Source organism: Thiovibrio sp. Mzg5 (assembly GCF_055379285.1).
Map to the genome: position 1 here is coordinate 613,513 of NZ_AP022872.1, position 25,555 is coordinate 639,067.

Consider the following 25,555-nt stretch of genomic DNA (forward strand, 5'->3'; position numbering starts at 1 on the left):
AGCATGGCGGATTCGGAATACGCAGAGGTTTTTCGCGAGGAGGCGGGAGAACTTCTTGAGGAGTTGGAAACCTCTTTGTTGGAGCTGGAGAAGGACCCGGCCGACCTTAAGATAGTGAGCCGGGTTTTTAGGGCCATGCACACGATCAAGGGCTCTGGGGCGATGTTCGGCTTCGATGATATCGCAGGGTTCACCCATCATGTGGAAACGGCCCTGGACAAGGTTCGGGACGGGACGGTGCCGGTGAGCACAGAGTTGATTGATCTGACTCTGGCTTCTCGGGATCATATCCGCGCCCTGCTCGATGCCGCCACCGGCGGAGGCGAGGTTGACTCTGCGGAGGGACAACGGATTATTGCTTCGTTGCAGGCCCTGGTCGGCGGCGGAGCGACGGGCAAGGAGCAGACGGCTCCTGCCCCGGCACCTTCGGCCCTGGATATGGGGGAAGGGGAGCAGAAGGACCCCACCGTGGGCAGAAGGGCTCATTACCGGATTCATCTTAGGCCGACTCCGGAATTTTTTGTCGGTGGGAACACGGTGGAACAGCTGCTGGACGAATTGAAAAAGCTCGGAGAGTGCACGGTATTTCTCCACGAGGAGGGAAAATCGGAGGAATCCGGCCTTGGGGGACGGTGGGAAATACTGCTCACCACGGACAAGGGGATCAACGGGGTCGAGGATGTGCTGGTTTTTGCCGAATCGAGCTGCGAGGTGAAGGTGAAGACCCTTGCCGTTGAGGGAGAGAATGATTTCGAAGAGCACCGGAGACTTGGCGAGATCCTGGTGGAAAAGGGGGAAATCTCCGTCGATGCCCTCGGCAAAGTCCTTGAGCGGCAGAAACCGCTGGGGGAATTGCTCATCGAGGAGCAGCTTGTTTCAAGAACCAGCATCAACGCCGCGCTGGCCGAACAGAAAATGGTCACGGAGAGCAAGGGCAAGGGTGCTGTCGTCAAGGCCGCGGAAAGCATCCGGGTGGCCTCGGAAAAGCTGGATCAGCTCATCAATCTGGTGGGCGAATTGGTTGTTACCCAAGCTCGGCTGACCCAGGTTGCCGGCCAGCACAAGGACTCCGACCTTGTCGAGCCGGTGGAGGAGGTGGAGCGTCTTACCGCCGAACTGCGGGATTGTGTGCTCAATATCCGGATGCTGCCCATCGGCACCACCTTTGCCAAATTCAAGCGGCTGGTTCGGGATCTTTCCGCCGAGCTGGGCAAGGAAGTGGTCATGGTTACCGAGGGCGCTGAGACCGAGCTGGACAAGAACGTGATCGACCAGCTGGGCGACCCCATGGTCCATCTTATCCGCAACTGTATCGACCATGGCATCGAATCGCCGGAGGAACGGGAGCTGGCCGGTAAGCCGCGCAAGGGTACGATTTCTCTTGCCGCCCAGCATTCCGGGGCCAATGTCGTTATTACCGTCACCGATGATGGCAAGGGGCTCGACGCGGAGAGAATCCGGCAGAAAGGTGTGGAAAAAGGGCTGTTCCGCGCAGACATGGAATTGAGCGAGCAGGAAATCTGGAATACCATTTTCGCGCCGGGGCTTTCCACGGCCAAGACCGTTACCAGCGTCTCCGGGCGCGGGGTGGGTATGGACGTGGTGAAAAGCACGGTGGATGCCCTCAAGGGTTCGGTGTCCGTAACCGACAGCACCAAGGGACAGGGCACCACCATCACCATCATGCTGCCCCTGACCCTGGCCATTATCAACGGTCTGCTGGTAAAGGTGGCGGACACCCATTTTGTCCTGCCCCTTTCTCAGGTGGAGGAGTGCGTGGAGCTGACCAGGGAGGATATCGCCAGGTTCCATGACCGGCGGATGCTGCCGGTGCGGGAGCAGCTTGTTCCCTATGTGCGTCTGCGGGATTTTTTTGCCATTCCCGGAGAAAAGCCCGCGCTGGAACAGATGGTGATCAGCCGAATCCATGGGGAACGCTTCGGTCTGGTGCTCGACGATGTGGTGGGCGAGCATCAGACGGTTTTGAAATCACTGGGCTGGGTCTATCGGAACGCCACTGGTCTTTCCGGCTCGACAATCCTGGGCAACGGGCATGTCGCTCTGATTCTTGATGTGGCCAATGTGATGAAATGCGCCCGTCAGGAAGAGCATGACGCTCTTGCCACCTGAAGAGATGATGATAATGGACTGCCGGAGTTCGTTGTTGGGCTAGTGCGGGATCTGGCAGAAAAAAAGTACACGGGAGAGAAATCATGAGCGTAAAAAATGAAACGGTTCAGTCGCAGGCCACGCAATATCTCACCTTCATGCTTCGGGAGGAGGGCTTTGCCATAGAGATTTCCAAGGTCAGGGAGGTGCTCGATGTCACCACCATGACCAGGATTCCCCGGATGCCGGAGTATTTGAGCGGGGTCATCAACCTGCGCGGCAATGTGGTGCCGGTGATGGACCTTGGCCAGAGGCTGGGCATGGGAACCATCGAGTACACCAAGAACACCTGCATCATGATCGTGGAGCTGGAGGTGGATGCCAACCTGGTGGAGATGGGGGTGTTGACCGATTCGGTGCAGATGGTTCTTGACCTGAACCCGGAGGACATTGAATCCGTCCCCAAAATGGGCACCAACCTCAACACCGAGTTCATCAAGGGCATGGGACGGCAGGCTGAGGAAAAGTTTCTGATCATCCTCGATATCGATAAGGTGCTGGCCAGTGAGGGCGAAGCGACCCTGCGGGAAATAGACAGCGCCGTTTCGATCCACTTGGGTGAATCCAAGCCGGAAGAAGCTGCCGGTATGGAAGCGTAGCAGTCATAAGACGGGTAGCTGGGGAACGCATGACTTTTTCCGAAAATCAGGGAACAGCGAGGGATTGGTCTGTGCATTCGCCGACCTTGTCCGATCGGGATTTTAACCGATTCAGCGCTTTCATTTACGAAGCCTGCGGCATTAAGCTGCCTCCCATCAAAAAAACCATGCTTTCCGCCCGACTGCAGAAGCGGCTGCGGCAACTGCACCTGGATTCCTTTTCCGCCTATCTTGATTACGTGTTGAGCCCCGAAGGTCAGGCTGCAGAGCTGAACCAGATGATCGACGTGGTCAGCACCAACAAGACCGATTTTTTCCGGGAGGCAAAGCATTTTGATGTGATGAATAATCTTGTTCTCCCGGACTATGTGCAGCGGATGACCCATTCCTCCCACAAAACGCTTCGGGTCTGGAGCGCGGGCTGCTCCAGCGGCGAAGAGCCTTACACTCTGGCCATGGTGCTCGATGATTTTTTTTCCCGGTTTCCGGGGTTGGACTACACCATTCTCGCCACGGATATCTGCACCGAGGTGCTTGCCCGGGCGGAAGAGGCGGTCTACACCAATGAAGTGGTGGCGCCTGTTTCCCCGGTGTTGCGTAATAAATATCTGATGAAGGGGAAGGGCGCACACCAAGGATTTCACCGGGTTGTCCCGGAGCTTCGGCGGAAGGTGACATTTAAGCGGCTTAACTTCATGGATCGGGATTTCGGCATTGAGCAGAAGATGGATCTTATTTTCTGCCGCAATGTGATCATCTATTTTGACCGGAAAACCCAGTGCGAGCTTTTTGAAAAGTTTTATCGCCAGTTTTCTCCCAAAGGCTATCTGTTCACCGGACATTCGGAAACCCTGGAAGGCATAGGAGACCGGATGGAGCGGGTTGCGGCGGCGGTGTATCGATGCCGCAAATGAAGGATATTCTGGATACCGATCTCCCCGTGGTGAATCTGCATCCGGGCGAGCTCTTTGTCGCCCAGGAGCCCACCCTGATCGCCACCATTCTCGGCTCCTGTGTTTCGGTTTGCCTGTTTTGTCCCCGACAGAAGACCGGCGCCATGTGCCACGGGGTGATGCCGATCCGCCCGGATCTGAGTGTGGAAGACAGTTTTCGCTTCGTAGAGACTTCGGTGCGCTATATGGTTGAGATTCTTACCCACGGCAACATGCTCTGTCCCAATGCCGGACTGGTGGCAAAGATCTTTGGCGGGGCCGATGTTCTGGATGTTCATTTTGGCCCGGCAGCCGATGCCAGGAGTATCGGCTCGATGAATATCAAGGCGGCGCGGGAGGCTCTGGCGCGGTACAATGTTCCCGTGGCCGTGGAAGAGGTAGGCGGCGTGCATGGCTGCAAACTGTTTTTCTATTCCCATACCGGTGAAGTTTTGCTGCGGCGTATTCCCCGTTCTTCTGTCCCAGGATGAAAATTAATGTCTTATAAAAAAATTAGGGTGTTGATCGTCGATGATTCCGCCGTGGTGCGGCAGGCCTTGACCGATACGCTGGAGTCGGACCCGCAGATCGAGGTGATGGGCGCGGCCAGAGACCCTTACGTGGCTGCCGATTTTATCGCCAAAGAGGTGCCGGACGTCATTGTGCTTGATGTGGAGATGCCGCGCATGGACGGGATCACCTTTCTCCACAAGCTCATGAGCCAGCATCCCATTCCGGTGGTCATGTGTTCGACCCTTACGGAAAAGGGGGCGGAAACCACGCTCAAGGCCTTGGAATATGGGGCCATCGACATCATTCAGAAGCCCAAGCTCGGGACGAAACAGTTCATCGAGGAGTCGAGAATTCGGATTTGCGATTCGGTCAAGGCCGCAGCCCGGGTCATGGTCAAGCGCATTGCCGCCACGCCCCATCATGTGGAGAAAAAGCTCACCGCCGATGTCATGCTGGCTCCGCCCTCGTCCACCGCCATGGTGCAGACCACGGAACAGGTTGTGGCGGTGGGCGCCTCCACCGGCGGCACCGAAGCCCTGCGGATATTTCTTGAAGCATTGCCTGGAGATTGTTCCGGTATTGTCATTGTCCAGCACATGCCCGAGGGCTTCACCCGTGCTTTTGCCGAGCGGTTGGACGGCCTGTGCCGCATCCGGGTCAAGGAGGCGCAGGATGGCGACACCGTGTTGCGCGGCCAGGCGCTGATTGCCCCCGGTAACCGGCATATGATGCTGAAACGCAGCGGCGCCAGGTATTTCGTGGAGATCAAGGACGGCCCCCTGGTTTGCCGTCACCGCCCTTCGGTGGATGTGCTTTTCCGTTCCACCGCCCGCTACGCCGGGAAAAACGCCATTGGCGTCATCATGACCGGCATGGGCGATGACGGGGCACGGGGGATGGCCGAGATGCGGCAGGCCGGCGCCCACACCATCGCCCAGGACGAGGCGTCCTGCGTGGTTTTCGGCATGCCCAAGGAAGCCATTTCCCTGGGGGGAGTGGAAAAGATTCTGTCCCTTGAGCGGATTGCTTTCGCGATTGCCGGGAAGTAAGCCGTTGGAACAAAACGGCATTATGAGCCGTAAGGATTGGTTAAAAGAACATGCGTGAAATGGCGCTGGTTATTCCGTAACGGCTTCTAAAAAAAAGATTCTAAAATGGAAGCCTGTGTAATACTATACAGAATATCGAAAGAGACATTGGCTTGTGTCGGGGAAGATCTGGCCAAGCGACCAGGATAACGTGCGAGAAGGAGAACCATGGATCTCTTAAAGGATTTTGCTCAAAAAGACATGATCGAACAGATCATCTGCCTGGATGAGATCAAGGAGTCCAGGTTGGTGGAAGCCATCCCGGCCTTGTGGAATCTGTATGCCAATCCGCTTGGGGATCAGGCGGTTGATGAAATGGTCTATCACACCCTTTTTGATTTGCTTGCCGGGCGGGAGCAGGAGATTATCGCCGGTCTGGGGCATGAATCAGAGGCGGTTCGTCTCATGTGTATCCGGCGGGCTGCCGACGGCGGTTCGTCCGCGCTCAAGGACGCGCTGGTCAAGCTGCTTGCGGCCGCTTCCGACAACGAACTTGTCTCCGAGGTTATTCGGGCTTTGGGCAGCTATAAGGATGCGGGCCTTACCGAGATTCTCTTGCCTTATCTCAAGCATGAAGATTATTCCGTTGTTGCCTGGACCATGCGCGGCCTTGCCGGAATCCATGACCTCAAGGTCCGCGACGCCCTGATGGCCATGGTTTCTGAAAGTCGGGAGGTGCACAATGTTGATGCCGGATGCGATTTGCGCACCGCTCTGGCCGTGGAAAACATTGCCAATTTCCCCGACGATACAACCGCGAACTTTCTCCTCGGCTTTATCCATCATGCCAATCCCTCGTTTCGGAGGGTTGTTATTTCCACCCTTGCCGGCATGGGGGAGGAGATCTTGTCGGCCCTGGAAAGATGTCTTGATACCGGCGACAAGGACGAAAAAATCATGGCGGCCAACGTCATTGGCATGACCGGGAAAAAGCGGGGCGCCGACATCCTGGTCGCCCATCTGGAAAAGGCCGGAGACGCCAACCTGAAATTTGCCATCTATGAGGCCCTGGGGCGAATCAGCTCCATGCGCAGCGTCATCGGCCTGACCGACGGCCTGGCGGAAGGGGACGATCTTGTGCTCATTGCCGTGGTCACCGCCCTGGATCACCAGTGCAACCCCGGGGTAGTCAAGGTGCTGAATGAGACCATTGCCAGGGGCGACGCCCAGAGCGGTCGAGTGCTTTCAGCCATCATCACCTCCCACGCCCGGAAGGTCTTTGCCGCCCTGTATAATGATGGCGGTCAACGGAGCGCATTGCTTGCCGCCGTGCAGAAGTCCGGGGATCATGAGGCCATTGGCGCCTTTCGGGCGGAACTTGCCAGGATCGGCGGGGAGCAAGCTGCCAAGGATATCCAGCAGTTGAGCCTTGGCGAGTCTGGTGCCAAGGAAAAACGCATTCTTGCCGCGGATGACTCCAAGGCCATGCTCTTCTTCTATAAGGGGGTTGCCGCGGATCTCGGGGTGGAGCTGATCGCGGTGGAGGATGGGAAAAAGGCCTTTGATTACCTCCAGATGGATAGTGAATTTGATCTGATTATCACCGACATGAATATGCCGAACATGGATGGCATCGAGCTGACCCGCGAGATCAGAAAGAAGTCGGAATGGGCAAAGATTCCCGTGCTGATGGCGACCACCGAATCGGAGAAGACCCAGTCGGAATTGGCTCGGCAGGCCGGGGTGACGGATTTTATCACCAAGCCATTTTCCAAGGATGATTTTAAGGCGAAGATCGGCCAGATGTTTGCCTGACGCCTGTGTTATTATTGCGAGGCAAAAAGAGTCTGCCTCAGGGCAGGCTCTTTTTGTTTGACCCCAAGGGTTTTCTTCCGTACTATTCCGCAGGGCATGCGCCCTAAGTCGCCGTGCTAAAATTTTTTGATCCTCCATGGGGAATGCAATGACCAAACCGTTTGGAATTACCGTAAGCCGTCACATCATGGACAGCCAACGCCTGCATCCCCAGGCCACCGGCGATCTTTCCGGTCTGCTCAGTGAATTGATCGTGGCTGCCAAAACAATCAACGCCGAAGTCAATATGGCCGGGTTGGCAGATGTCCTGGGGATGGCCGGAAAAACCAATATTCAGGGCGAGCATGTGCAAAAGCTCGACGAGCTGGCCAACAACGCCATCAAGCGCCGTATGGCCCGCTGCGGCTATATCTGCGTGATGACCTCGGAGGAGGAGGCGGATATCATCCCGGTGGCCGAGGGGAGTGCGGGCAAATACACCCTGGCCTTTGATCCGCTGGATGGTTCGTCCAATATCGATGTCAATGTGAGTATCGGCACCATCTTTTCCATCCACCGGCGCAAATCCACCAACGATCATACCCCCCAAGGGGAAGAAGCCGATCTGCTGCAAAAGGGCCGGGAACAGGTGGCTGCCGGGTACATCATCTACGGCTCCAGCACCATGATGGTATTCACCACCGGCGAAGGGGTGCACGGCTTTACCCTTGATCCCAGCGTGGGCGAGTTTTTTCTCTCGCATCCTGATATCAGGATGCCCGAACGGAGCAAATATTTCAGCGTCAATGAGGGGAATTACAACTTCTGGAACAGCGAAGTCCGGCGGTTTGTGGATTATCTGAAGGAAAACGACCGGGAAAGCGGGCGGCCCTACAACGGGCGGTACATCGGCTCATTGGTGGCGGACTTTCACCGCAACCTCATTGCCGGCGGAATCTTTCTCTATCCGCGGGATAACCGGAATCCGGCCAAGCCCCATGGCAAGCTGCGGTTGTTGTACGAGGCCGCGCCCCTGGCTTTTCTGGTGGAACAGGCTGGCGGCCGGGCCATTACCGATGACGGGGTGAACATCATGGATATCCAGCCCACCTCCCTGCACCAGCGGGTGCCGCTGGTTATCGGCTGCCAGCATGAAGTGGAGCTGTTTGAGGAGTTTGTAGCAGGGGACAGGTGAAAAGTTAGAGGCGCAAGGTAAAAAAGTTCGCGGTTTTAAAAAGGATGGCGCGGGAATTTGTTCCCGCGCCATCCTTTTTTTTGTTTACCCTTTGGCCTTTTCTTTTTCCCAGGTGTCGCGCAGGGTGACAGTTCGGTTGAACACGGGGCTGCCATCCTTGGCATCCAAGCTGTCCACGCAGAAATATCCCTGGCGTTCAAACTGATAATGGCTGCCGGGCCGGGCATTGGCCAGGCTCGGTTCCACCAGGCAATTTTTAAGTACCACCAGGGATTCCGGATTGACAAAGGTCTTGAAGTCCGCCTCGCCTGCGTCCGGATTTTCTTCGGTGAAGAGCCGGTCGTAGAGGCGCACCTCCGCAGGCACGCCATGGGCGGCGGAGACCCAGTGGATGGTGCCTTTGACCTTGCGGCCATCCGGGGCGGAGCCGCCCAGAGTGGCCGGGTCGTAGGTGCAATGGAGTTCGATGATCTCGCCGGTCGCCTCGTTTTTGACCACCTTCTCGCATTTGATGAAATAGGCGTAGCGCAACCGCACCTCCCGTCCCGGGGCCAGGCGGAAGAATTTCTTCGCCGGCTCCTCCATGAAATCTTCCCGTTCGATATACACCTCCCGGCCAAAGGGGACATGGCGCTCGCCCAGCTCCGGCTTCTGCGGGTGGTTTTGGGCGGGGAGGTTCTCTGTGTGGTTCTCGGGATAGTTGGTGATCACCACCTTGAGCGGCGCAAGCACGCCCATGACCCGGACGGCGGTTTCGTTGAGATCGTCACGGACGCAGTGCTCCAGCAGGGCCACATCCACCATGCTGTCTTTTTTTGCCACCCCGATTTTGTCGCAGAAGCTGCGCAGAGCGGCCGGGGTATAACCGCGGCGGCGGATGCCGGACAATGTCGGCATCCGGGGGTCGTCCCAGCCGGAAACATGCCCCTCGCTGACCAGCTGCCGGAGCTTGCGCTTGCTGACCACGGTGTAGCTGAGGTTTAAGCGGGCGAATTCGATCTGGCGCGGGTGGCAGGGGACCGGCAGGTTGTCGAGGGTCCAATCGTAGAGGGGCCGGTGGTCGGCAAACTCCAGGGTGCAAAGCGAGTGGGTGATCCCCTCCAGCGCATCGGAAATGGGGTGGGTGTAATCGTACATCGGATAGATGCACCAGGTATCGCCGGTGCGGTGGTGGCTGGCGTGCAGGATGCGGTAGAGGACCGGATCGCGCATGTTCATGTTGCCGGAGGCCATGTCGATCTTTGCCCGTAGAACCCTGGTGCCATCGGGGAATTCCCCGGCCCGCATGCGCCGGAAGAGATCGAGATTTTCCGCCACCGGCCGATCCCGGTACGGGCTGTTCTTTCCCGGTTCGGTGAGGGTGCCGCGGTAGCTTCGGGTCTCTTCGGCGGAAAGATCGCAGACATAGGCCTTGCCGGTGGTGATCAGGTGCTCGGCGAAAGCGTAGAGCTGGTCAAAATAATCGGAGGCAAAGTAGAGATTCTCGCCCCAGTCAAAGCCGAGCCAGCGGACATTGTCCTTGATGGACTCGACATACTCCTGCTCCTCCTTGGTGGGATTGGTGTCGTCGAAGCGAAGATGGCAGCGGGCCCCTGAGTTTTCTTTGGCGATGCCGAAATTGAGGCAGATGGACTTGGCATGGCCGATATGGAGATAGCCGTTGGGCTCGGGCGGGAAGCGGGTGACGATCTGCTCGTGCCTGCCAGCGGCAATGTCGCCGGCGATGATGGTGCGGATGAAGTCCTGTGACTGAATCTCGTCGCTGGTCATATGCTTATTTCCCGTATGGATTTCGTGACTGATATTTATGCGAAGTATTTTGCCGCATCGCGCAACCGGTTCACCACCCGCTGCTTGCCGAGCTGGGCAAAGACCTCGAACATGCTTGGCCCCTTGACCTGGCCGGTGATCATCGCCCGGGCGCCGTTGACCAGCACCCCCACTTTTACCCCGAGTTCCTCGGCGAACTCCCGGCAGACCCGTTCCGTCTCATCGTGGCCGAGTTCCGGTAGGGGTTCGAGGCGGTCGGCCAGCTTGGGCAGCCATTCCTTGAGATCGGGGTGTTTCCGCAGGTTTTTGGCCAGGGCGGTCTCGTCCATGGCAAAGTCATCGGCAAACCAGGCCCGGCCCAGGGAGGCAAAATCCTTCAAGGTGTGGAACCGTTCCCTGGTCATATCCAGGGTTTTCAGGAACCACTGCCGCTTCTCGCCATCGTAAGCCGCATCCCACAGCCCTTCTTTTTGAAATTCCACCTTCACCAGACCGCCGATTTCCTCGATGGGCAGGGTGCGCAGGTAATGGGCATTGATGTTGATCGCCTTGGGATCGGTGAAAAACTTGGGGTCGTCCTTGCGGTAGTTGAAGATGGAGTTGGACCGGGTGATGCCGTCAAAGCTGAAGGCCTCAATGAGTTCTTCCCGTGAAAAGATCTCGCGATCATCGGAGGTGGACCAGCCGAGCAGTACGAGAAAATTTGCCAGAGCCCAGGGGAGAAAGCCCTGTTCCCGATAAAACTGGACCGAGACGATCTCGCCGTGGCTGCGCTTGGAGATCTTGGCCTTGTTCAGGTCAAGGGTCAGAGGCATGTGGGCGAAGATGGGCAGCTCCGCGCCCAGGGCCCGATAGAGCAGAATCTGGCGCGGGGTGTTGCTCAGGCCATCCTGGCCACGGATGATGTGGCTGATGCGGTCGCGGATGTCGTCCACCACGTTGCAGAGCAGATACAGCGGCATGCCGTTGGAGCGGACGATGACGAAATCCTCGATATCCTCGTAGGCACGCTCAACCCGGCCATAGACCTGATCGTCAAACCCGACCTTGCCCGGCTCCTGGGGTACCTTGAAACGGATGACATGCGGGAGGCCTAACGCCTCTTTTTCCCGGACCTGTTCCGGGCTGAGCTTGCGGCAGACGCCGTCGTACCGGTAGTCGCCCTTGGCTGCCGCAGCGGCTTCCCGTTTGGCTTCGAGCTCTTCCTTGCTGCAAAAGCACTTGTAGGCATGGCCGCTTTCCAGCAGCCTTTGGGCGGCGGCTATATGCTCTGCGGCATATTCCGACTGAAAATAGGGGCCCTCGTCCCAATCGACCCCGAGCCATTGCAGACCGTCGAGAATACCCTGAATGGATTCCTGGGTGGAGCGTTCCGCGTCCGTATCCTCGATGCGCAGCACCAGTTTGCCCCCGTGCTTGCGGGCAAACAGCCAGTTGTAGATGGCGGTTCTGGCCCCGCCGATATGGAGATAGCCGGTCGGGCTGGGTGGGAAGCGTACGCGAACCTCGGTCATGGTCTTCTCCTTGCAAAAAAATGAGCAACGCAGAGCAGGCTGCGCGTTGCGGACGGATCGTATTCAAGCTGTGTTTTATATATCGTTTTACCGGGTTATTCAAGAGGATGCTTGGGAAAAAGCAAGGGCGGAAGGGCTGGGGTTGGGCGGTATTCTATTTTCCCTTTAAGGGATTGCTTTATTTTTAATGAAAATTATAGTAACGTTATAGCGTAACTATTCGCTGGCAGTCTGCCAGGGTTGTTATCAGAAACGGATGCTTACGCACAAGGGAGGTGGAACATGCCTTTAGATCCCAGCGCCACGTCAGTACAAACAAATGTCCGCTCAGAGCGGCCTGTTTCTCCGTATGCCGGGTCAGAAGGAGAAAAGAAGGCGAGAAGCAATAGGTCCGAGTCCGGCCAGACCAGTCAGGCATCCCCCGATGTGGTGACCAAGATCTCCGCTGCCGCCCTGGAGGCATCTAGGGCTCTCACCCAGGCGGGACAAGCTGCGGACCAGAACGCTGCGGAAGAAGCGGTGCGCGAGTCGGAAAGGCGGGGGGGGCAGTCAAGACAGCAGCAGGAGCAAAGCACGCGGAGGGAACAGCGATCACGCGGGGTGAATGTGGTTGTCTGACCTGTAAAAAAAGAAAGATTGCAATGGGGGGCGATTCTCAGGAATCGACCCCCATTTTTGGTTTTAAAAACCAAGTTCCCTCAGAAAGCGGGGGTCGCTGGTCCAATCTTTTTGCACCTTTACCCACAGCTTGAGCAGTACATGTTGGTCAAGGAGGATCTCGATGTCCTTTCGGGCTGCCTGGCCCAACTGCTTGAGTTTGCTGCCGTTCTTGCCGATGATGATCCCTTTTTGCGAATCCTTTTCCACATAGATGGTGGCGTGGATCGTGATCAGCTGTTTGGCTGCGTTTTCCTTGAAGCTCTCAATCGTCACTGCCGTTGAATAGGGGATCTCCTGGCCGGTTTGTAAAAAGATCTTCTCCCGGATGATCTCGGCGACAATGAACCGTTCGCTGGCATCGGTGGGAATATCCTCGGGATAAAGGCGCGGCCCGGTGGGAAGCAGGGGGCAAAGCTCCTGGATGACCAATTCGGTGCCGTCGCTCGCTTTGGCCGACAGGGGCAGGATCGCCTGGAACGGGTAGAGCCCCTGGTAGGTGGCGATAATGGGCAGCAGCTTTTCCTTGTCGATGAGGTCCATCTTGTTCAGCAACAGCAACACCGGCTTGTCGATGCCCTCAAGGCAGCGGGTCAGGGTGGTGCCCGTGCTCGGCAGGGGCATGGTGACGTCCACCATGAAAACAATGGCATCCACATCGGCCAGGCTGCCCAGGGCGATCTTCACCATCTCCAGGTTCAAGGGACTTCGCGCCTTGTGGATGCCCGGCGTGTCCAGCATGACGATCTGGTAGTCCGGGCCGTTGACAATGCCCAGGATTCGGTTGCGGGTGGTCTGGGGCTTGGGCGAGACAATGGAGATCTTCTGGCCGAGCAGGCTGTTGAGCAAGGTGGATTTGCCCACGTTGGGCGGCCCGATGAGGGCGACAATGCCTGATTTGACCTGTTCCGGGGAGCTGTTCATGGGTGCGGTTGCGCTCGTGTGTGTTAGTAGGGAAAATAAAGTGTTACATACCAGTATTCCTGATTTTTCGCATCCTCTCTCTTTTTCTGGGTCACGGAAAAAGATGACAACCTCTGGAATAGCTGGTACACATTGGCCAGTTTTCCGTAACCGTTCAGCAGCACCACATCTGCTTTGTCATCGGCCTGCTCATGTGCAAACAGCACACTTCGCCGGTCTCTTCCGCGCATCTGCGGCAGCAGCGAAGCGGCGCTGCTGAACGGTTACGTTTTTTCCCCCGACATTAGCCGACCGCGCAGTCAGAATTTTCCTCAATTTTTATCGGACAGAGTTTCCGGCGCGCTTTTTTTCATCACAAGGGAACATCACATGGCTTTGCAGGGCGCAATCATTGAATACATGGAGCAGGGCAGGTTTATCTGTGCCATGGTTCTTGACGAGGACAGCAAGCGGCTGCGCCTGATCAACCAGAACGGCAGGGAGGTAAATCTCCCCCTCTCCCGTCTGCTGCATCAATCCGCGAAACACCATTCCCTTACGCTCAACCGGGACGAGCAACTGCGTCTGCTCAAGGAGGCAGACCATACCCGGCAGGCCATGGTGCCGCAGATCGATTTGGCTGAGATTTGGCAATTGGCCAGTGAGGAGGAGGGGGCAAGTTTCAGCCCGGATTTCCTTGCCGAACTGGCATTTGGCGAAAACGCCACGGATAACCATGTCGCCGCCTTTCTCCGTTCCATTTTTGTGGATCGCCTCTATTTCAAATACAAGGAAGGGCTGGTCCTGGCCCACAGCCCGGAAGCGGTTGCCGCGTTGCGCCTGAAACAGGAACGGGAAAAGGAGCAGGAGGCCTTGATGAGCACCGGGGCCATGATGCTCAAACGCCTCTGGGAGGGGGAGAGCACAACGGAATGGCTGGAACGCGATCGTTGTCTCAGCCTGTTGGGCGACTACTATGTCTTTGGCAGCGAGGCCGAAGAAAGTGAGTTGGCCCGGGAGCTTTTGAAAAAGGCGGGACTCACCGGTCCCCACGATGTCTATCATCTCCTGATCAAGGCCGGGGTCTGGCAACCCCATGAGAATGTGGCCCTGCTGCGGTATCAAATCCCGGTGGCTTTTTCCGAGGAATTCAGTGCCGCAGCGGCCCTGGCGCCCGAACCCGTGGCCGAGGAGCTTGTCGGCCGAAACCGGCGGGATTTCCGGGAGCTGCCCCTGCTCACCATCGATGGCGAATCCACCCGCGATTATGACGACGCCCTGCATGTGGAGCGGAGGGGCGACGACTTTCTGGTGGGCATCCATATCTCCGATGTGGCCCATTACGTTACGCCCGGAACCGCCATTTATGCCGAGGCTGCCCGGCGGATGACCTCCCTCTATTTTCCTGAGACCCAGATTCCCATGCTGCCGCGTGCGCTCTCCGAAGGGGTGTGCAGCCTGGTTGCCGGCAAGGCGAGGGCAGCCCTGAGCGTCATGGTGCTGCTGAGCCCTAAGGGCGAGGTGCTGGAGTTTGATCTTATCCCCAGTCTGGTTACGGTGAAGCGGCAGCTGAACTACCCGGAGGCGGAAAGGCTGGTGGCGAGCGGCGACTGGGAACTGCAGACCCTGGCCCGGCTCAGCGAGCAGCTCAAGCAGCGGCGTATAGAAAAAGGGGCGCTGCTGTTGCCGGTGCCGGATGTGAATATCAGTATCGATCCGGAAGGGAAGGTCGCGGTGGCCCTGTCGCCGGTGGACACCATCTCCCGCAGCCTGGTGGCGGAGTTCATGGTGCTGGCCAATACCCTCTCCGCCCAGTTTGTGGCGGACCGTCAGGCGCCCGGCCTGTTCCGGGCCCAGGATGAGCCCCATCAGCGGTTGATCGCGGGCGGCGAGAAGGATCTGTTCTCTGTTTTTCGTCAGCGCAAGCAGTTGAAGCCCGGTGAGCTTCTGCTCTATCCCAAGCCGCACAGCGGGGTCGGCGCCATGCAGTACACCACGGTCACCTCCCCCATCCGGAGGTTTCTTGATCTGGTCATGCAGCATCAGATCAAGCAGCTGCTTCTTGGCCGGGGGGCGATGTTTTCCGCCGACGAGCTTGCGGGGGTTGCCGGAGATATCAACACGGTGCTGGCCAAGGTCAACCAGGTGCGCCGTACCCGGCACCGCTACTGGCTGCTCAGGTATCTGGAGCAGAAGGTTGGGGCCAGGATCGAGGCGTTGTTGGTCAACAAGGGGCCCAAGCGGATCAATCTGACCCTGCTCGACTGCCTTCTGGATGCCGATATGCCGCCGAGTCAGGCTGTGGCTGCAAAGCCCGGGGATGTCGTTTCCGTGCGGGTGGCCAAGGTTGATGCTCTGGAGAATGTGTTGCGGCTGGAATGGTGAAGGGGGAGGGGCATAGGCGAAAAAAGAGTGCCGCCTTTCAGTCGTAGATGATGCAGTTCCAGCGGGAGAGAAGTTCTTCGGTTTCCGCGTCCAGCTGGTCGGCCACCTCGTGGATCTGGTATTCATGGCCGCATTTGCCGCACCGCATCCGCACCCGACCGCAGGACCGGGCGATTTCCAGCCTGCCCTTGCATTTCTTGCACTGCATTGTGTTGATCCTTTTGTACCCTACTGCAACAAGGTATGCCGGGTAAAGATGGCTTCCAGGTGGTAGCCTTTCTCGGCCAGCGCCTCTGCGCCGCCTTCCAGCCGGTCCACCACGGTCACCACCAGCCCTACCTTGAACCCCGCTGCCTCAACCCGCTCGATTACGGTGAGCAGGGTGCCGCCCGTGGTGACCACGTCTTCCAGCAGGGCAACGGTGCAGCCCGGAGGCATGTTGCTCAACCCTTCAATGTACTGGCCGGTGCCATGGCCCTTGGATTCCTTTCTTACGATGAAGGCAGGAATGGGGTCCTGCTCCAGATGGCTCACCACCGAAACCGCCGTGACCAGAGGGTCGGCGCCCAGGGTCATGCCGCCCACCGCGTCGATTTTTTCCGGGTTGTTGCGGATGATCTCGAAGATCAGCTTCCCGCAGAAGTATGCCCCTTCCGCGGACAGGGTGGTCTGTTTGCCGTCGATGTAGAAATCCGATTCCCTGCCGGAGGAGAGTTTGAACTTCCCGTGGCGGTACGATTTGGTCAGCAGCAGTTGTTTGAGTTGTTCCCTGTTGTTCACGGAGGATCCTCTTGTTGTGTATGGTTCGCGGGGCTTATTAAATCTTGGGCATCTTAGCAAAATAGGTGGTCAGGTTTGCCTTGGCGCTGATTTTTGGCTCCAGCAGGCCGTCTTTCGAGGTCATGGCGATCATCACCCCTGGGCCGTGTCCGGCCAGTACGCAGCTGGCGTGAACAACAATGCCGATCACCACGCCGCCGGTTTTGTAAATCCGGCCATAGGTGGCGTCCGCATCCAGGATGGCGACGAAATCTCCCAGCCGCAGGTCGGCCAGGCCGTATTCCTTGACAATGGTCTGGTCGAACATTTGGATGTCGTAATCGCCGCTGTGGCTGTGGGAAGCGCCGATGCCGGAGCCCATGATCTTGGCGGGTACGGTGTGGGTCACCGGAACCTGCAACCTGCCATCCTTGAGTTTTTTAAAGGGGATGGCGGCAAGCAGGGCCGGGTCCAGGTTCATCACCTTGATCCCGGGAAAATCCGGGAGGCTCATCCCGCAGCCGCAGGCCTTGATCTGAATCTTGTCGCCGATGGTGAGCCGTTCCAACACCTCCGGGGAAAAATCCACCAGCACATGCTCGATGCCGCCGTGCTTGCCGGTCACCCGGCCGGTTTCGCCCTTGGCGTCGCCGGAGACCACCCGGGCAACATTGCCCACGCAGGAAAATTGGTTCAGGGCTCGGTTGGGGCCGGGCTGCCCCTGAACCTGGGTGAAGTTGCTGATGGAAACCGCAGGCTCCACATGGTCGCCGAATTTCTCTCCGGCCAGATCCCCGATCCGCAGGTTGTAGGTGATGCCGCCCACGCCGGGGTAGACATCCGAATGCCCGTCCGGGTTGACCCGGTAAGGGTTGATCCCGCCCTGGGGCGAGGTGATCTCGCCGATCACCGACTGGCAGACCAGCTGTTCCGTGTTGGTTTTGATCATCGTTGTGCGTCCCCTGTGCTGCTAGACGTTGAAGCGGAAATTCATGCAGTCGCCGTCCTGCACCACATATTCCTTGCCTTCCAACCGCAGCAATCCTTTTTCCCTGGCCTTGGCCTCGCCGCCGCAGGCGACGAAATCCGCGTAGGAGATGACCTCGGCCCGGATGAAGCCGCGTTCGAAATCGGTGTGGATAACCGCGGCGGCCTGCGGGGCCTTGGTGCCGCGCTTGATGGTCCAGGCCCGGGTTTCTTTCTCGCCCACGGTGAAATAGTTGATCAGCCCCAGCAGCTCGTAGCCGGCCTTGATCAACCGGTTGAGCCCAGGTTCCTCAAGGCCGAGATCGGCCAGGAAATCCCGGCGCTCGGCCGGCTCAAGAGCGCTGAGCTCCTCTTCAATCGCCCCGGAGATCATGACCACGGAGGCGTTTTCTTCCGCCGCTACCTTGCGAAGCGCATCCACCCATTGGTTGCCGGTATTGATCTCCGCCTCGCTGACATTGGCCACATAGAGCACGGGCTTGGCAGTGAGCAGGCAGAGCTCCTTCATCAGTTTCTGACCCGTATCGTCAAGTTCGATAGTCCGCGCCGGTTTGCCGTCATTGAGCAGGGCGTAGAGCTTTTCCAGGACAACCAGCTGCGCCTTGTAGGCCGCATCCCCGGATTTCGCCTGGGAAGCGGTCTTGGCCATGCGCCGGGTCACGGTGTCGAGATCGCAGAGGATGAGCTCGGTGTTGATCACCTCCCGGTCGCGCAGGGGGTCGATGCTGCCGTCCACATGCACGATGTTTTCGTCTACGAAGCAGCGGACCACATGGGCGATGGCATCCACCTGGCGGATATGGCCGAGGAACTGGTTGCCTAAGCCCTCGCCCTTGCTTGCCCCGCTCACCAACCCGGCGATATCGACGAACTCCATCTGGGCGTGGACCTTGACCTTGGTCTTGGCCATCTCGGCAAGGATGTCGAGCCGGGTATCCGGAACCGGCACCATGCCCATGTTGGGTTCGATGGTGCAGAACGGATAATTTGCCGACTCGATGCCTGCCGAGGTGAGGGCGTTGAAGATGGTCGATTTGCCGACATTGGGCAGGCCGACGATGCCACAGCGAAAGCCCATGGGGAAAGTCCTTATTGGTACGGGTCAATAAAAAAGTAGTCAGGAAATGACCGGAAATTGTGAGCAGTATATAATGATTTCTTTGCAATGCGGCAAGGGTTGTTTACAATCGAGGCACTAAATCCCCCTCACTCAGGCACAAAGACCATGGCGGCTCCCGAAAAAATCACCCGGATAGATTCCCTGTTTGCCGAGCTGTTTAAAAAAAGGCAATGGGATAAGCGTTTGGCTCTGCACGCGGTGTTTCGCAACTGGGTGCAGGTCGTCGGCCCGGAGATCGCGGAACGGACCGCGCCGCAGGTGATTCGGGGCACGGTGCTCTGGATCGCGGTTTCCGACTCGGTCTGGATGCAGCAGCTTCATCTGCAAAAGCAGGCGTTGCTTGAACAGATCAATGCCAATGTGCGGGGGGACGAGAAGATAAGCGATATCCGTTTCCAGATAGACGCTGTCCTGGGCGAAGAAAAGATGGTGGCGGATGTCCCGCCGCCGGTTGCTTCTCCGCCGCCGATTGACCCCGAGGAGCAGAAGGGCTTTGAGCGGATGATCGGCGCCATCGGCGATGCGGAATTGCGCACCCGTTTGCTTGCTCTGTGGCGAAAAGCCCACCGGTAAGTTTTTTGGGCGATGAAAGTTGCAGGGCCTTAGTGTGTTCGGAGGTCATGCTCGCGCAGGGTAATCTGCTGAGGAGATGTGCTGTGCCGTTGGTAATCTTAGGTGCGTGGGGCGGGGGGAAAAACGGGGTTCAGCGTTTTCAGGTCGCGTTTGGCGGGGAATTTTCGATGGAGCAAATGGCAAGGTAGCGTTCGAGGTTTTCCTTGTCCGTGCCCTTGAGCGTGAAATGGATGCCGAATTCCCTAGTCTCGTGGTCAATCTCGATAACTCGGCGGACAATGGCTTCCGGGGCGGTAGCTTTTTCTTCGAAATCGCCAAAGCGTAAACGGAGGGTCATGCTGACCGGGCTGAGTTTGTCGCCTTTCTGGATGTGTTCGGAAAATTTCCCCATCAATCTTGCGCCCTCAATGGAGATATTCTTTATTGTGCCATGATTGAGATATTGGCTTGCCTTGCGGGTGAAGGTCGCAACGGAGCGGGGGCTTGTCACATAGCGGGGATATCTTCTCCGTTGGACGGTAATAATGGATGCCGGGAAGAGCACTCCCAGTTCGGTGGTTGTTTCCAGCACGGGCGTAGTGTAGAAGCCCCGCATGGGCTGGTTCTGGTGTTGATACAGGAGCAGGCAGGGCTCCTTTGGGGCTTGGAAAGGAGCGTCTTTGGCGAAAAGAATAAGGGGTTCTGTTTCTTTGGTGAATATCTCGGCAGGCGTGATCTTTTGCGGATTTATCCCTTTTTGGAAAAGGGTTACAGAGATTCGCTGGCCAACAAGCCTGATGATTTCTTCTCCAATGACCTTCGGGTCATCGGACCAAAGCTCTTGCATGCAATGCCCCCCCTTGGGCAGGAATGGTGAATGATCTTCGGGGCGCAAACTTAAGTCACCCGTGGAGCATAAATGCGAAGCATTATATAGCTATATTTGCAACACTTGTAAAGCACGGGCTGAAAAAATATGGGAAAAGAGTTTCTTGCGAGAACTAGAATTGTTTTTCCGTGTCAAGCAACAGGGTTACTGGTCCATTGTTTACCAAGGTTACGTCCATCATGGCCTGGAATTTGCCGGTGGCCACGGTGATTTGTTTTGCGCGGATTTCGTGGATAAACTGTTCGTAGAGGTGCGCTGCTTCTGCCGGTGGCGCGGCAGTGGAATAGGATGGCCGTCTTCCCTTGCGACAATCGCCGAACAGGGTGAACTGAGAAACCACCAGTATCTCTCCTTGCACCTCCAGTAGGGAAAGATTCATGAGCCCATGCTCGTCATCGAAGATTCGTAGATTGGCAATCTTGTCGGCCAGGAGCACTGCGTCCTGTTCCGTGTCGTTTTTGCCCACGCCGAGAAGGACAAGAAGCCCTGTCCCGATGACGCCGCAAATCTGTTCGTCTACGCAAACAGAGGCTTGGCTTACCCTCTGGACAACGGCGCGCACTGGAGCTTCTCCTGATTTTCCGGGTGAATCGGGTTGAGATTGCCAAGGGTGAATTGCAAGATGGCTGTTGCCGCAAGGGTTGCCGTCTCGGCCCGCAGAATGCGCGGCCCCAGGGAAACAGGGGCGAAGCCTTCCTGTTGGGCACAGGTAATCTCTGCTTCGCTGAACCCGCCCTCTGGGCCGAGGAGGAAAAATGCGGATCGGCAATCCTTCTCCTGGCCGGCAAGAGCCTCACTCAGTGTTTGCCGGGTCTCGTTTTCCCAGAAGATCAGTCGCGCGTCGCAAGGCGGTGGCTGGGCCATCAGCTCGGTTATTTCTCGGGGGGCATGGATCTCCGGCGGCTTGGCTCGGTCGCATTGCTTGCAGGCCTCAAGGACGATGCGCTGCCAACGCTCCATCTGGGAGTCTTTTGGCTGTTTGTGGATTCCGTGTTTCGAATAAAAAGGCCAGATTGTATCAACGCCCAATTCTGTGGCCTTTTGCAGGATAAGGTCCATTTTCTGGCCCTTGAGCAGGGCTTGCCCCAGGTGGAGGCGGACCTTGGGCGGAAGATCCTGGCTTTGTCCGGTGATGGTTGCAGTCACTCGGTCTTTGAGGAAGTGTTCGATGCGGGCCTGGTATCGTGCACCGGTTCCGTCAAAAAAAGTAATGGAGTCGCCGGGGGTAAGTCGGAGGACGCTTCGGAGATGGTGGGCTTCCGGGCCTGTCAGCTGCGCGGTTTTTCCCGTGATATCTGTCGGGCTTATGAAAAAGCGGCGGAGGCTCATGGGTGCTTAGGAACCGTTACGGAACAATTTGTATTTTTTGATATTTTCATTACGGCTCCTTATGTCGGGTTCGGCAAGCCAGTGGTCCACTTTTCAAACAACGGCTTATGGCTGTAAGAAGAGGAGCGCGCTCCATTCCCCTTCGCTCCGAGTTTCCTGATGTTTCAGGCCGAGAGCGTTATAGGCTGCGCGGATATTGTCGGTCTGGGGGCCGGTCAGGATTCCTGCCATGATGAGTCTGCCTTTGGGGGCCAGGTGTGCGGCAAGGCTGGCGGCAAGTTCAATGAGCGTATCATGGATGATGTTGGCGATGACAAGATCGAATTGCCGGGGAATGTCTTCCAGGGGGATACCATTTGCTGTGATGGTTGGAGCCAGATGATTGCGCAGGATATTCTCCTCCGCTACCACCACGGCTTCTGGGTCATTGTCGATGGCCAGCACCTCTTGGGCGCCAAAAAGGGCGGCGGCCATGGCTAGGATGCCCGTGCCGGTGCCTACATCGAGAACGGTTTTGGGCGGTGTTTTTGTGCCATGAAAAAGTCCTTCGACGAACTCGAGGGCCAGCTTGGTGCTGGCGTGGTGACCTGTGCCAAAGGCCATCCCCGGGTCCATCTCGATAACCTTTTCGCCAACGCCGGGCTGGTATGATTCCCAAGTGGGCTTGATGACAAGGTGGGGTGTGATCGGCAGGGGCTTGAAGCCCTCTTTCCAGGTTTTGTTCCAGTCTTCATCGGCAATGATTTCTGTTTCGAGCCGCGTTTTGCCTTCTTCTGAGGCGAGGTGGGCGAGTTCCTGGAGGTATTCGGTGATTTTCTCCAACTTTTCCTGGGCGTGGGGGCCATTTTCCAGGTAGCCGACAATCTGCTCCTGGGCGGCATTGGCCGACGCCACCGGAATCTGCTCGACTCCGCCGGTCTGCTCGCATATGAAATCGGCAATGGGGTCGGAGATGGTTTCGCTGGCGGTGATTGTGATCCGGAGCCACGATTTGTTTGGCGGATGTGCTGGGCTTTTTGCTGGCATGGGGCTTCCTGTGGGGAAGAGATTGTGGTTGTAAATAAATAAGCTGGAAAGTGAATCAGAGTAAAGTACTGTACTGGATGCTGTATCCTCCGGCAAGAGTGAGTTGAGGAGGCAGCATGGATTATGGTTGTGGCTGTTTCCTGTCTATATTTAAATCTATATAATGATATCGGGTCCGCGGGATGGATGAAAAAAAGATGCAGGAACTCCTTGTGAAGGTGAGCAGCGGCGCGTGCTCTGTTGCCGAGGCCTTGGCGGAATTGAAAAACTTCCCTGCCGAGATGCTCTCCTGCGCTCACCTCGATCATCACCGTCGCCTGCGGACCGGGGTGCCGGAAGTGGTTTACGGGGAGAATAAAACGGCTGGTCAGATTGCCGATATTTTGAGAAAACTGCTCCGGTTCTCCCCAGCGGTGATGGCCACGCGGGTAGATCAGGAAAAAGGGGCGGCGGTTTGTTTGGAGATCCCTGGGCTTATGTATCATGAGGCAGCCCGGATGCTGACCGCGCCGATGGAAGCGCAGCAGCCGGGGGCCGATGGCGGCGCAGGGCTGGTTTTGGTGCTCACTGCCGGAACTTCTGATATCCCTGTGGCGGAGGAAGCCCTTGTTACCTTGCGCTGCCTGGGGCATGAAGTTGAAGGGCTGTACGATGTCGGAGTGGCCGGAATTCATCGGCTGCTTTCCCGGCGGGATCTTCTCGACAAGGCAGATGTATTGATCGTGGTCGCCGGAATGGAAGGCGCCCTCCCCAGCGTGGTCGGTGGGTTGGTGGATAAACCCATTATCGCGGTCCCCACCAGTGTTGGCTACGGGACAGGTCTGGGAGGCATTGCCGCGCTTTTGGGGATGCTCAACAGCTGCGCTCCGGGGATTGCGGTCGTTAATATTGACAACGGCTTTGGTGCCGCGTGCATGGCGGCAAGTATCATCAGGCAAATTACGGGTGGTCGGGCAGGCGGATTGTGATGTTTTTTTCGGTGGTAACTGCGGTGTTCCTGTAAGGGAGGCCTGCAAGTGCCAAGGTTTTTGGCTGGCGCAGGGGGGAGTATTTTTCGAGGCGTTGCAGAAAAACAACGAGTTACGGCCAGCGGGTTCATGGGCTGTGTGTTTTTTGAAGATTTCCGCATTATTGCTGTTGACAAGGGTGGGCGGTTCGGCTATTTTGGCCCCCGAAACGAGAACCCGACACCATGACGAGCGCTTCTGAAAAACGTCATAAAACATCTTGACCGGCTCCGGTGTTTCGAGTATCTTGTTTTTTTCGCCCAGTAAGTGGGCAGCCTCGGTTTCCGGGGTGCAGCGATCATTGAAAACTGAATAGTGAGCAAAGTAGAAGATGGGCCCCAAGAAACCGGAGCTTTGGCTTCGGGAGTTTTTATTGCAGTAAAGAGATCAGAATCTCTGTTGAAGAATAACGAGACCTTCGGGGCTTGTTAAGATATTTAACTGGAGAGTTTGATCCTGGCTCAGATTGAACGCTGGCGGCGTGCTTAACACATGCAAGTCGAACGAGAAAGGGACTTCGGTCCTGAGTAGAGTGGCGCACGGGTGAGTAACGCGTAGGTAATCTACCTCTGCATCTGGGATAACACTTCGAAAGGGGTGCTAATACCGGATACACTTATGGGTCGCAAGACCCATAAGGAAAGGAGACCTCTCCTTGGAAGTTTCTGTGTAGAGATGAGCCTGCGTCCCATTAGCTAGTTGGCAGGGTAATGGCCTACCAAGGCGACGATGGGTAGCGGGTCTGAGAGGATGATCCGCCACACTGGAACTGAAACACGGACCAGACTCCTACGGGAGGCAGCAGTGAGGAATATTGGACAATGGGCGCAAGCCTGATCCAGCGACGCCGCGTGAGTGATGAAGGCCTTTGGGTCGTAAAGCTCTGTCAGCAGGGAAGAACGGCCGTGTGGTTAATACCCATGCGGATTGACGGTACCTGCAGAGGAAGCACCGGCTAACTCCGTGCCAGCAGCCGCGGTAATACGGAGGGTGCGAGCGTTAATCGGAATTACTGGGCGTAAAGGGCGCGTAGGCGGCCGATCAAGTCAGATGTGAAAGCCCACGGCTTAACCGTGTGAAGTGCATCTGAAACTGGTCGGCTTGAGTATCGGAGAGGAAAGTGGAATTCCCGGTGTAGAGGTGAAATTCGTAGATATCGGGAGGAATACCGGTGGCGAAGGCGACTTTCTGGACGAATACTGACGCTGAGGCGCGAAAGCGTGGGGAGCAAACAGGATTAGATACCCTGGTAGTCCACAGCTGTAAACGATGTGCACTAGATGTGGGGAAGTGTTGACCTTTCCTGTGTCGCAGCTAACGCATTAAGTGCACCGCCTGGGGAGTACGGCCGCAAGGTTAAAACTCAAAGGAATTGACGGGGGCCCGCACAAGCGGTGGAGTATGTGGTTTAATTCGACGCAACGCGCAGAACCTTACCTAGACTTGACATCCCGGGGATTTTCTGGAAACAGAGAAGTGCTTTAGCAATAAAGAACCCGGTGACAGGTGCTGCATGGCTGTCGTCAGCTCGTGTCGTGAGATGTTGGGTTAAGTCCCGCAACGAGCGCAACCCTCGCCTTTAGTTGCCAGCATTCAGTTGGGCACTCTAGAGGGACTGCCGGTGTCAAACCGGAGGAAGGTGGGGATGACGTCAAGTCCTCATGGCCTTTATGTCTAGGGCTACACACGTACTACAATGGCCGGTACAAAGGGCAGCCACTCAGCGATGAGGCGCTAATCCCATAAAGCCGGTCTCAGTCCGGATCGCAGTCTGCAACTCGACTGCGTGAAGTTGGAATCGCTAGTAATCGTGGATCAGCATGCCACGGTGAATACGTTCCCGGGCCTTGTACACACCGCCCGTCACACCACGAGAGTTGGTTGTTCCAGAAGCGGTTGAGCTAACCTTCGGGAAGCAGGCTGCCAAGGAATGGTCGGTAATTGGGGTGAAGTCGTAACAAGGTAGCCGTAGGGGAACCTGCGGCTGGATCACCTCCTTTAAAAGGATGTACTTCCTGGCAACAGGAAGACATACTTGGTCAACCCCATCTTTTACTCACTATTCAGTTTTGAATGATCGCTGTTATGATCATTAAGAAGGAAGAGAAATGAACGGGCCTATAGCTCAGTTCTGGTTAGAGCGCACGCCTGATAAGCGTGAGGTCACTGGTTCAAGTCCAGTTAGGCCCACCAGGCCGATTAGTGTCAGCTGACAGCAATCTGCTGTTGGTTAAAATGGGGGGTGTAGCTCAGCTGGGAGAGCGCCTGCCTTGCACGCAGGAGGTCATCGGTTCGATCCCGTTCACCTCCACCATTTTACGGCAAAGAAGTGTAAAATGGAGAAGGTAAAATAAACCTTTGGTTTAATTTGCCTTCTCTATTATGCATTTTGCATGAAAGCAGCTTCGCTGTTTTGTAGATCTTTGA

The 25,555-nt window shown here is 56.9% G+C and carries 23 protein-coding genes, 2 tRNA genes and 1 rRNA gene; 14 read left to right on the plus strand and 12 right to left on the minus strand.

The features are described from left to right. Window positions 1–3: 3 nt before the first annotated feature. From ACZ46D_RS02790 to fbp, 7 genes are all read left to right on the plus strand, one after another. Entirely contained in the window at window positions 4–2,130 is a 2,127-nt protein-coding gene (locus ACZ46D_RS02790; protein WP_464928524.1) for a chemotaxis protein CheA, read from the plus strand. Between the two features lie 83 nt (window positions 2,131–2,213). Beyond that, on the plus strand, window positions 2,214–2,768 hold the full coding sequence (locus ACZ46D_RS02795; protein ID WP_464928525.1) for a chemotaxis protein CheW: 555 nt from the start codon (window positions 2,214–2,216) through the stop codon (window positions 2,766–2,768). 29 nt (window positions 2,769–2,797) lie between these two features. Beyond that, window positions 2,798–3,682 carry a CheR family methyltransferase gene (locus tag ACZ46D_RS02800; RefSeq protein ID WP_464928526.1) on the plus strand — a complete coding sequence of 295 codons (885 nt, stop codon included), beginning with the start codon at window positions 2,798–2,800 and terminating at the stop codon, window positions 3,680–3,682. Continuing rightward, complete coding sequence (locus tag ACZ46D_RS02805; RefSeq protein ID WP_464928527.1) at window positions 3,670–4,191, plus strand: chemotaxis protein CheD; 522 nt, start codon at window positions 3,670–3,672, stop codon at window positions 4,189–4,191. Before ACZ46D_RS02800 ends, ACZ46D_RS02805 begins: the two co-directional genes overlap by 13 nt. Before the next feature lie 6 nt (window positions 4,192–4,197). Beyond that, on the plus strand, window positions 4,198–5,262 hold the full coding sequence (locus ACZ46D_RS02810; protein ID WP_464928528.1) for a protein-glutamate methylesterase/protein-glutamine glutaminase: 1,065 nt from the start codon (window positions 4,198–4,200) through the stop codon (window positions 5,260–5,262). 207 nt (window positions 5,263–5,469) lie between these two features. After that, window positions 5,470–7,056, plus strand: a complete 1,587-nt coding sequence (locus ACZ46D_RS02815) for a response regulator (RefSeq protein WP_464928529.1) — start codon at window positions 5,470–5,472, stop codon at window positions 7,054–7,056. Window positions 7,057–7,204: 148 nt separating this feature from the next. Continuing rightward, window positions 7,205–8,230, plus strand: a complete 1,026-nt coding sequence (gene fbp, locus ACZ46D_RS02820; RefSeq protein WP_464928530.1) for a class 1 fructose-bisphosphatase — start codon at window positions 7,205–7,207, stop codon at window positions 8,228–8,230. An 84-nt stretch (window positions 8,231–8,314) separates the two neighbouring features. Here fbp and ACZ46D_RS02825 read toward each other — a convergent pair whose 3' ends face one another. Both ACZ46D_RS02825 and gltX read right to left on the minus strand, forming a co-directional pair. Further along, on the minus strand, window positions 8,315–10,000 hold the full coding sequence (locus tag ACZ46D_RS02825; protein ID WP_464928531.1) for a glutamine--tRNA ligase/YqeY domain fusion protein: 1,686 nt from the start codon (window positions 9,998–10,000) through the stop codon (window positions 8,315–8,317). Between the two features lie 35 nt (window positions 10,001–10,035). Next, window positions 10,036–11,514 (minus strand): glutamate--tRNA ligase, encoded by a 1,479-nt coding sequence (gltX, locus tag ACZ46D_RS02830; protein WP_464928532.1) that lies wholly within the window; start codon window positions 11,512–11,514, stop codon window positions 10,036–10,038. Between the two features lie 282 nt (window positions 11,515–11,796). Here gltX and ACZ46D_RS02835 point away from each other — a divergent pair, with 282 nt between their 5' ends. After that, window positions 11,797–12,132 (plus strand): hypothetical protein, encoded by a 336-nt coding sequence (locus ACZ46D_RS02835; RefSeq protein ID WP_464928533.1) that lies wholly within the window; start codon window positions 11,797–11,799, stop codon window positions 12,130–12,132. Between the two features lie 63 nt (window positions 12,133–12,195). Here the strand turns inward: ACZ46D_RS02835 and era are convergent, their stop codons facing one another. After that, a complete protein-coding gene (gene era, locus ACZ46D_RS02840; protein WP_464928534.1) occupies window positions 12,196–13,095 on the minus strand; it encodes a GTPase Era in 900 nt (299 codons plus the stop codon). Window positions 13,096–13,118: 23 nt separating this feature from the next. Continuing rightward, on the minus strand, window positions 13,119–13,301 hold the full coding sequence (locus ACZ46D_RS02845) for a hypothetical protein (protein ID WP_464928535.1): 183 nt from the start codon (window positions 13,299–13,301) through the stop codon (window positions 13,119–13,121). Window positions 13,302–13,464: 163 nt separating this feature from the next. Here ACZ46D_RS02845 and ACZ46D_RS02850 point away from each other — a divergent pair, with 163 nt between their 5' ends. Continuing rightward, the gene (locus ACZ46D_RS02850; RefSeq protein WP_464928536.1) at window positions 13,465–15,459 is read left to right on the plus strand and encodes a ribonuclease catalytic domain-containing protein; all 1,995 of its coding nucleotides are present in this window, start codon (window positions 13,465–13,467) and stop codon (window positions 15,457–15,459) included. Window positions 15,460–15,496: 37 nt separating this feature from the next. On the opposite strand, the gene ACZ46D_RS02855 is transcribed toward ACZ46D_RS02850, so the two are convergent. From ACZ46D_RS02855 to ychF, 4 genes are read right to left on the minus strand one after another with little or no spacing between them, the layout of a single operon-like run. Beyond that, a complete protein-coding gene (locus tag ACZ46D_RS02855; RefSeq protein ID WP_464928537.1) occupies window positions 15,497–15,667 on the minus strand; it encodes a dual CXXC motif small (seleno)protein in 171 nt (56 codons plus the stop codon). 20 nt (window positions 15,668–15,687) lie between these two features. Further along, window positions 15,688–16,239 carry an orotate phosphoribosyltransferase gene (gene pyrE / locus ACZ46D_RS02860; protein ID WP_464928538.1) on the minus strand — a complete coding sequence of 184 codons (552 nt, stop codon included), beginning with the start codon at window positions 16,237–16,239 and terminating at the stop codon, window positions 15,688–15,690. A gap of 37 nt (window positions 16,240–16,276) precedes the next feature. After that, a complete protein-coding gene (locus ACZ46D_RS02865) occupies window positions 16,277–17,167 on the minus strand; it encodes a DUF4438 domain-containing protein (RefSeq protein WP_464928539.1) in 891 nt (296 codons plus the stop codon). A gap of 21 nt (window positions 17,168–17,188) precedes the next feature. Further along, on the minus strand, window positions 17,189–18,283 hold the full coding sequence (ychF, locus tag ACZ46D_RS02870; protein WP_464928540.1) for a redox-regulated ATPase YchF: 1,095 nt from the start codon (window positions 18,281–18,283) through the stop codon (window positions 17,189–17,191). Between the two features lie 147 nt (window positions 18,284–18,430). On the opposite strand from ychF, the gene ACZ46D_RS02875 reads away from it, so the two are divergent. Continuing rightward, complete coding sequence (locus ACZ46D_RS02875; RefSeq protein WP_464928541.1) at window positions 18,431–18,898, plus strand: DciA family protein; 468 nt, start codon at window positions 18,431–18,433, stop codon at window positions 18,896–18,898. Window positions 18,899–19,037: 139 nt separating this feature from the next. Here ACZ46D_RS02875 and ACZ46D_RS02880 read toward each other — a convergent pair whose 3' ends face one another. The 4 genes from ACZ46D_RS02880 to ACZ46D_RS02895 all read right to left on the minus strand — a co-directional run bounded on the left by ACZ46D_RS02880 (window position 19,038) and on the right by ACZ46D_RS02895 (window position 22,121). Continuing rightward, window positions 19,038–19,724 (minus strand): PilZ domain-containing protein, encoded by a 687-nt coding sequence (locus ACZ46D_RS02880; RefSeq protein WP_464928542.1) that lies wholly within the window; start codon window positions 19,722–19,724, stop codon window positions 19,038–19,040. A 154-nt stretch (window positions 19,725–19,878) separates the two neighbouring features. Next, the gene (gene dtd / locus ACZ46D_RS02885) at window positions 19,879–20,328 is read right to left on the minus strand and encodes a D-aminoacyl-tRNA deacylase (protein WP_464928543.1); all 450 of its coding nucleotides are present in this window, start codon (window positions 20,326–20,328) and stop codon (window positions 19,879–19,881) included. Beyond that, the gene (locus tag ACZ46D_RS02890) at window positions 20,304–21,095 is read right to left on the minus strand and encodes a 16S rRNA (uracil(1498)-N(3))-methyltransferase (RefSeq protein WP_464928544.1); all 792 of its coding nucleotides are present in this window, start codon (window positions 21,093–21,095) and stop codon (window positions 20,304–20,306) included. The genes dtd and ACZ46D_RS02890 overlap by 25 nt, the downstream gene beginning before the upstream one ends. Before the next feature lie 105 nt (window positions 21,096–21,200). Next, complete coding sequence (locus ACZ46D_RS02895; protein ID WP_464928545.1) at window positions 21,201–22,121, minus strand: 50S ribosomal protein L11 methyltransferase; 921 nt, start codon at window positions 22,119–22,121, stop codon at window positions 21,201–21,203. A gap of 182 nt (window positions 22,122–22,303) precedes the next feature. Here ACZ46D_RS02895 and larB point away from each other — a divergent pair, with 182 nt between their 5' ends. The 4 genes from larB (at window position 22,304) to ACZ46D_RS02915 (ending at window position 25,442) form a co-directional block, all read left to right on the plus strand. Next, entirely contained in the window at window positions 22,304–23,089 is a 786-nt protein-coding gene (gene larB, locus ACZ46D_RS02900) for a nickel pincer cofactor biosynthesis protein LarB (RefSeq protein ID WP_464928546.1), read from the plus strand. A gap of 477 nt (window positions 23,090–23,566) precedes the next feature. Beyond that, window positions 23,567–25,128, plus strand: a 16S ribosomal RNA gene (locus ACZ46D_RS02905). A gap of 114 nt (window positions 25,129–25,242) precedes the next feature. Then, window positions 25,243–25,321, plus strand: a tRNA-Ile gene (locus ACZ46D_RS02910). Between the two features lie 45 nt (window positions 25,322–25,366). Continuing rightward, a tRNA-Ala gene (locus ACZ46D_RS02915) sits at window positions 25,367–25,442 on the plus strand. The last annotated feature ends 113 nt before the right edge of the window (window positions 25,443–25,555 follow it).

What these genes read in the sequence shown, in the direction of transcription:
- ACZ46D_RS02790 (WP_464928524.1), top strand. Translation starts at nt 4, where the DNA reads ATGGCGGATTCGGAATACGCAGAGGTTTTTCGCGAGGAGGCGGGAGAA.
- ACZ46D_RS02795 (WP_464928525.1), top strand. Translation starts at nt 2,214, where the DNA reads ATGAGCGTAAAAAATGAAACGGTTCAGTCGCAGGCCACGCAATATCTC.
- ACZ46D_RS02800 (WP_464928526.1), top strand. Translation starts at nt 2,798, where the DNA reads ATGACTTTTTCCGAAAATCAGGGAACAGCGAGGGATTGGTCTGTGCAT.
- ACZ46D_RS02805 (WP_464928527.1), top strand. Translation starts at nt 3,670, where the DNA reads ATGCCGCAAATGAAGGATATTCTGGATACCGATCTCCCCGTGGTGAAT.
- ACZ46D_RS02810 (WP_464928528.1), top strand. Translation starts at nt 4,198, where the DNA reads ATGTCTTATAAAAAAATTAGGGTGTTGATCGTCGATGATTCCGCCGTG.
- ACZ46D_RS02815 (WP_464928529.1), top strand. Translation starts at nt 5,470, where the DNA reads ATGGATCTCTTAAAGGATTTTGCTCAAAAAGACATGATCGAACAGATC.
- fbp (WP_464928530.1), top strand. Translation starts at nt 7,205, where the DNA reads ATGACCAAACCGTTTGGAATTACCGTAAGCCGTCACATCATGGACAGC.
- ACZ46D_RS02825 (WP_464928531.1), bottom strand. Translation starts at nt 10,000, where the DNA reads ATGACCAGCGACGAGATTCAGTCACAGGACTTCATCCGCACCATCATC.
- gltX (WP_464928532.1), bottom strand. Translation starts at nt 11,514, where the DNA reads ATGACCGAGGTTCGCGTACGCTTCCCACCCAGCCCGACCGGCTATCTC.
- ACZ46D_RS02835 (WP_464928533.1), top strand. Translation starts at nt 11,797, where the DNA reads ATGCCTTTAGATCCCAGCGCCACGTCAGTACAAACAAATGTCCGCTCA.
- era (WP_464928534.1), bottom strand. Translation starts at nt 13,095, where the DNA reads ATGAACAGCTCCCCGGAACAGGTCAAATCAGGCATTGTCGCCCTCATC.
- ACZ46D_RS02850 (WP_464928536.1), top strand. Translation starts at nt 13,465, where the DNA reads ATGGCTTTGCAGGGCGCAATCATTGAATACATGGAGCAGGGCAGGTTT.
- ACZ46D_RS02855 (WP_464928537.1), bottom strand. Translation starts at nt 15,667, where the DNA reads ATGCAGTGCAAGAAATGCAAGGGCAGGCTGGAAATCGCCCGGTCCTGC.
- ACZ46D_RS02865 (WP_464928539.1), bottom strand. Translation starts at nt 17,167, where the DNA reads ATGATCAAAACCAACACGGAACAGCTGGTCTGCCAGTCGGTGATCGGC.
- ychF (WP_464928540.1), bottom strand. Translation starts at nt 18,283, where the DNA reads ATGGGCTTTCGCTGTGGCATCGTCGGCCTGCCCAATGTCGGCAAATCG.
- ACZ46D_RS02875 (WP_464928541.1), top strand. Translation starts at nt 18,431, where the DNA reads ATGGCGGCTCCCGAAAAAATCACCCGGATAGATTCCCTGTTTGCCGAG.
- ACZ46D_RS02880 (WP_464928542.1), bottom strand. Translation starts at nt 19,724, where the DNA reads ATGCAAGAGCTTTGGTCCGATGACCCGAAGGTCATTGGAGAAGAAATC.
- ACZ46D_RS02890 (WP_464928544.1), bottom strand. Translation starts at nt 21,095, where the DNA reads ATGAGCCTCCGCCGCTTTTTCATAAGCCCGACAGATATCACGGGAAAA.
- ACZ46D_RS02895 (WP_464928545.1), bottom strand. Translation starts at nt 22,121, where the DNA reads ATGCCAGCAAAAAGCCCAGCACATCCGCCAAACAAATCGTGGCTCCGG.
- larB (WP_464928546.1), top strand. Translation starts at nt 22,304, where the DNA reads ATGGATGAAAAAAAGATGCAGGAACTCCTTGTGAAGGTGAGCAGCGGC.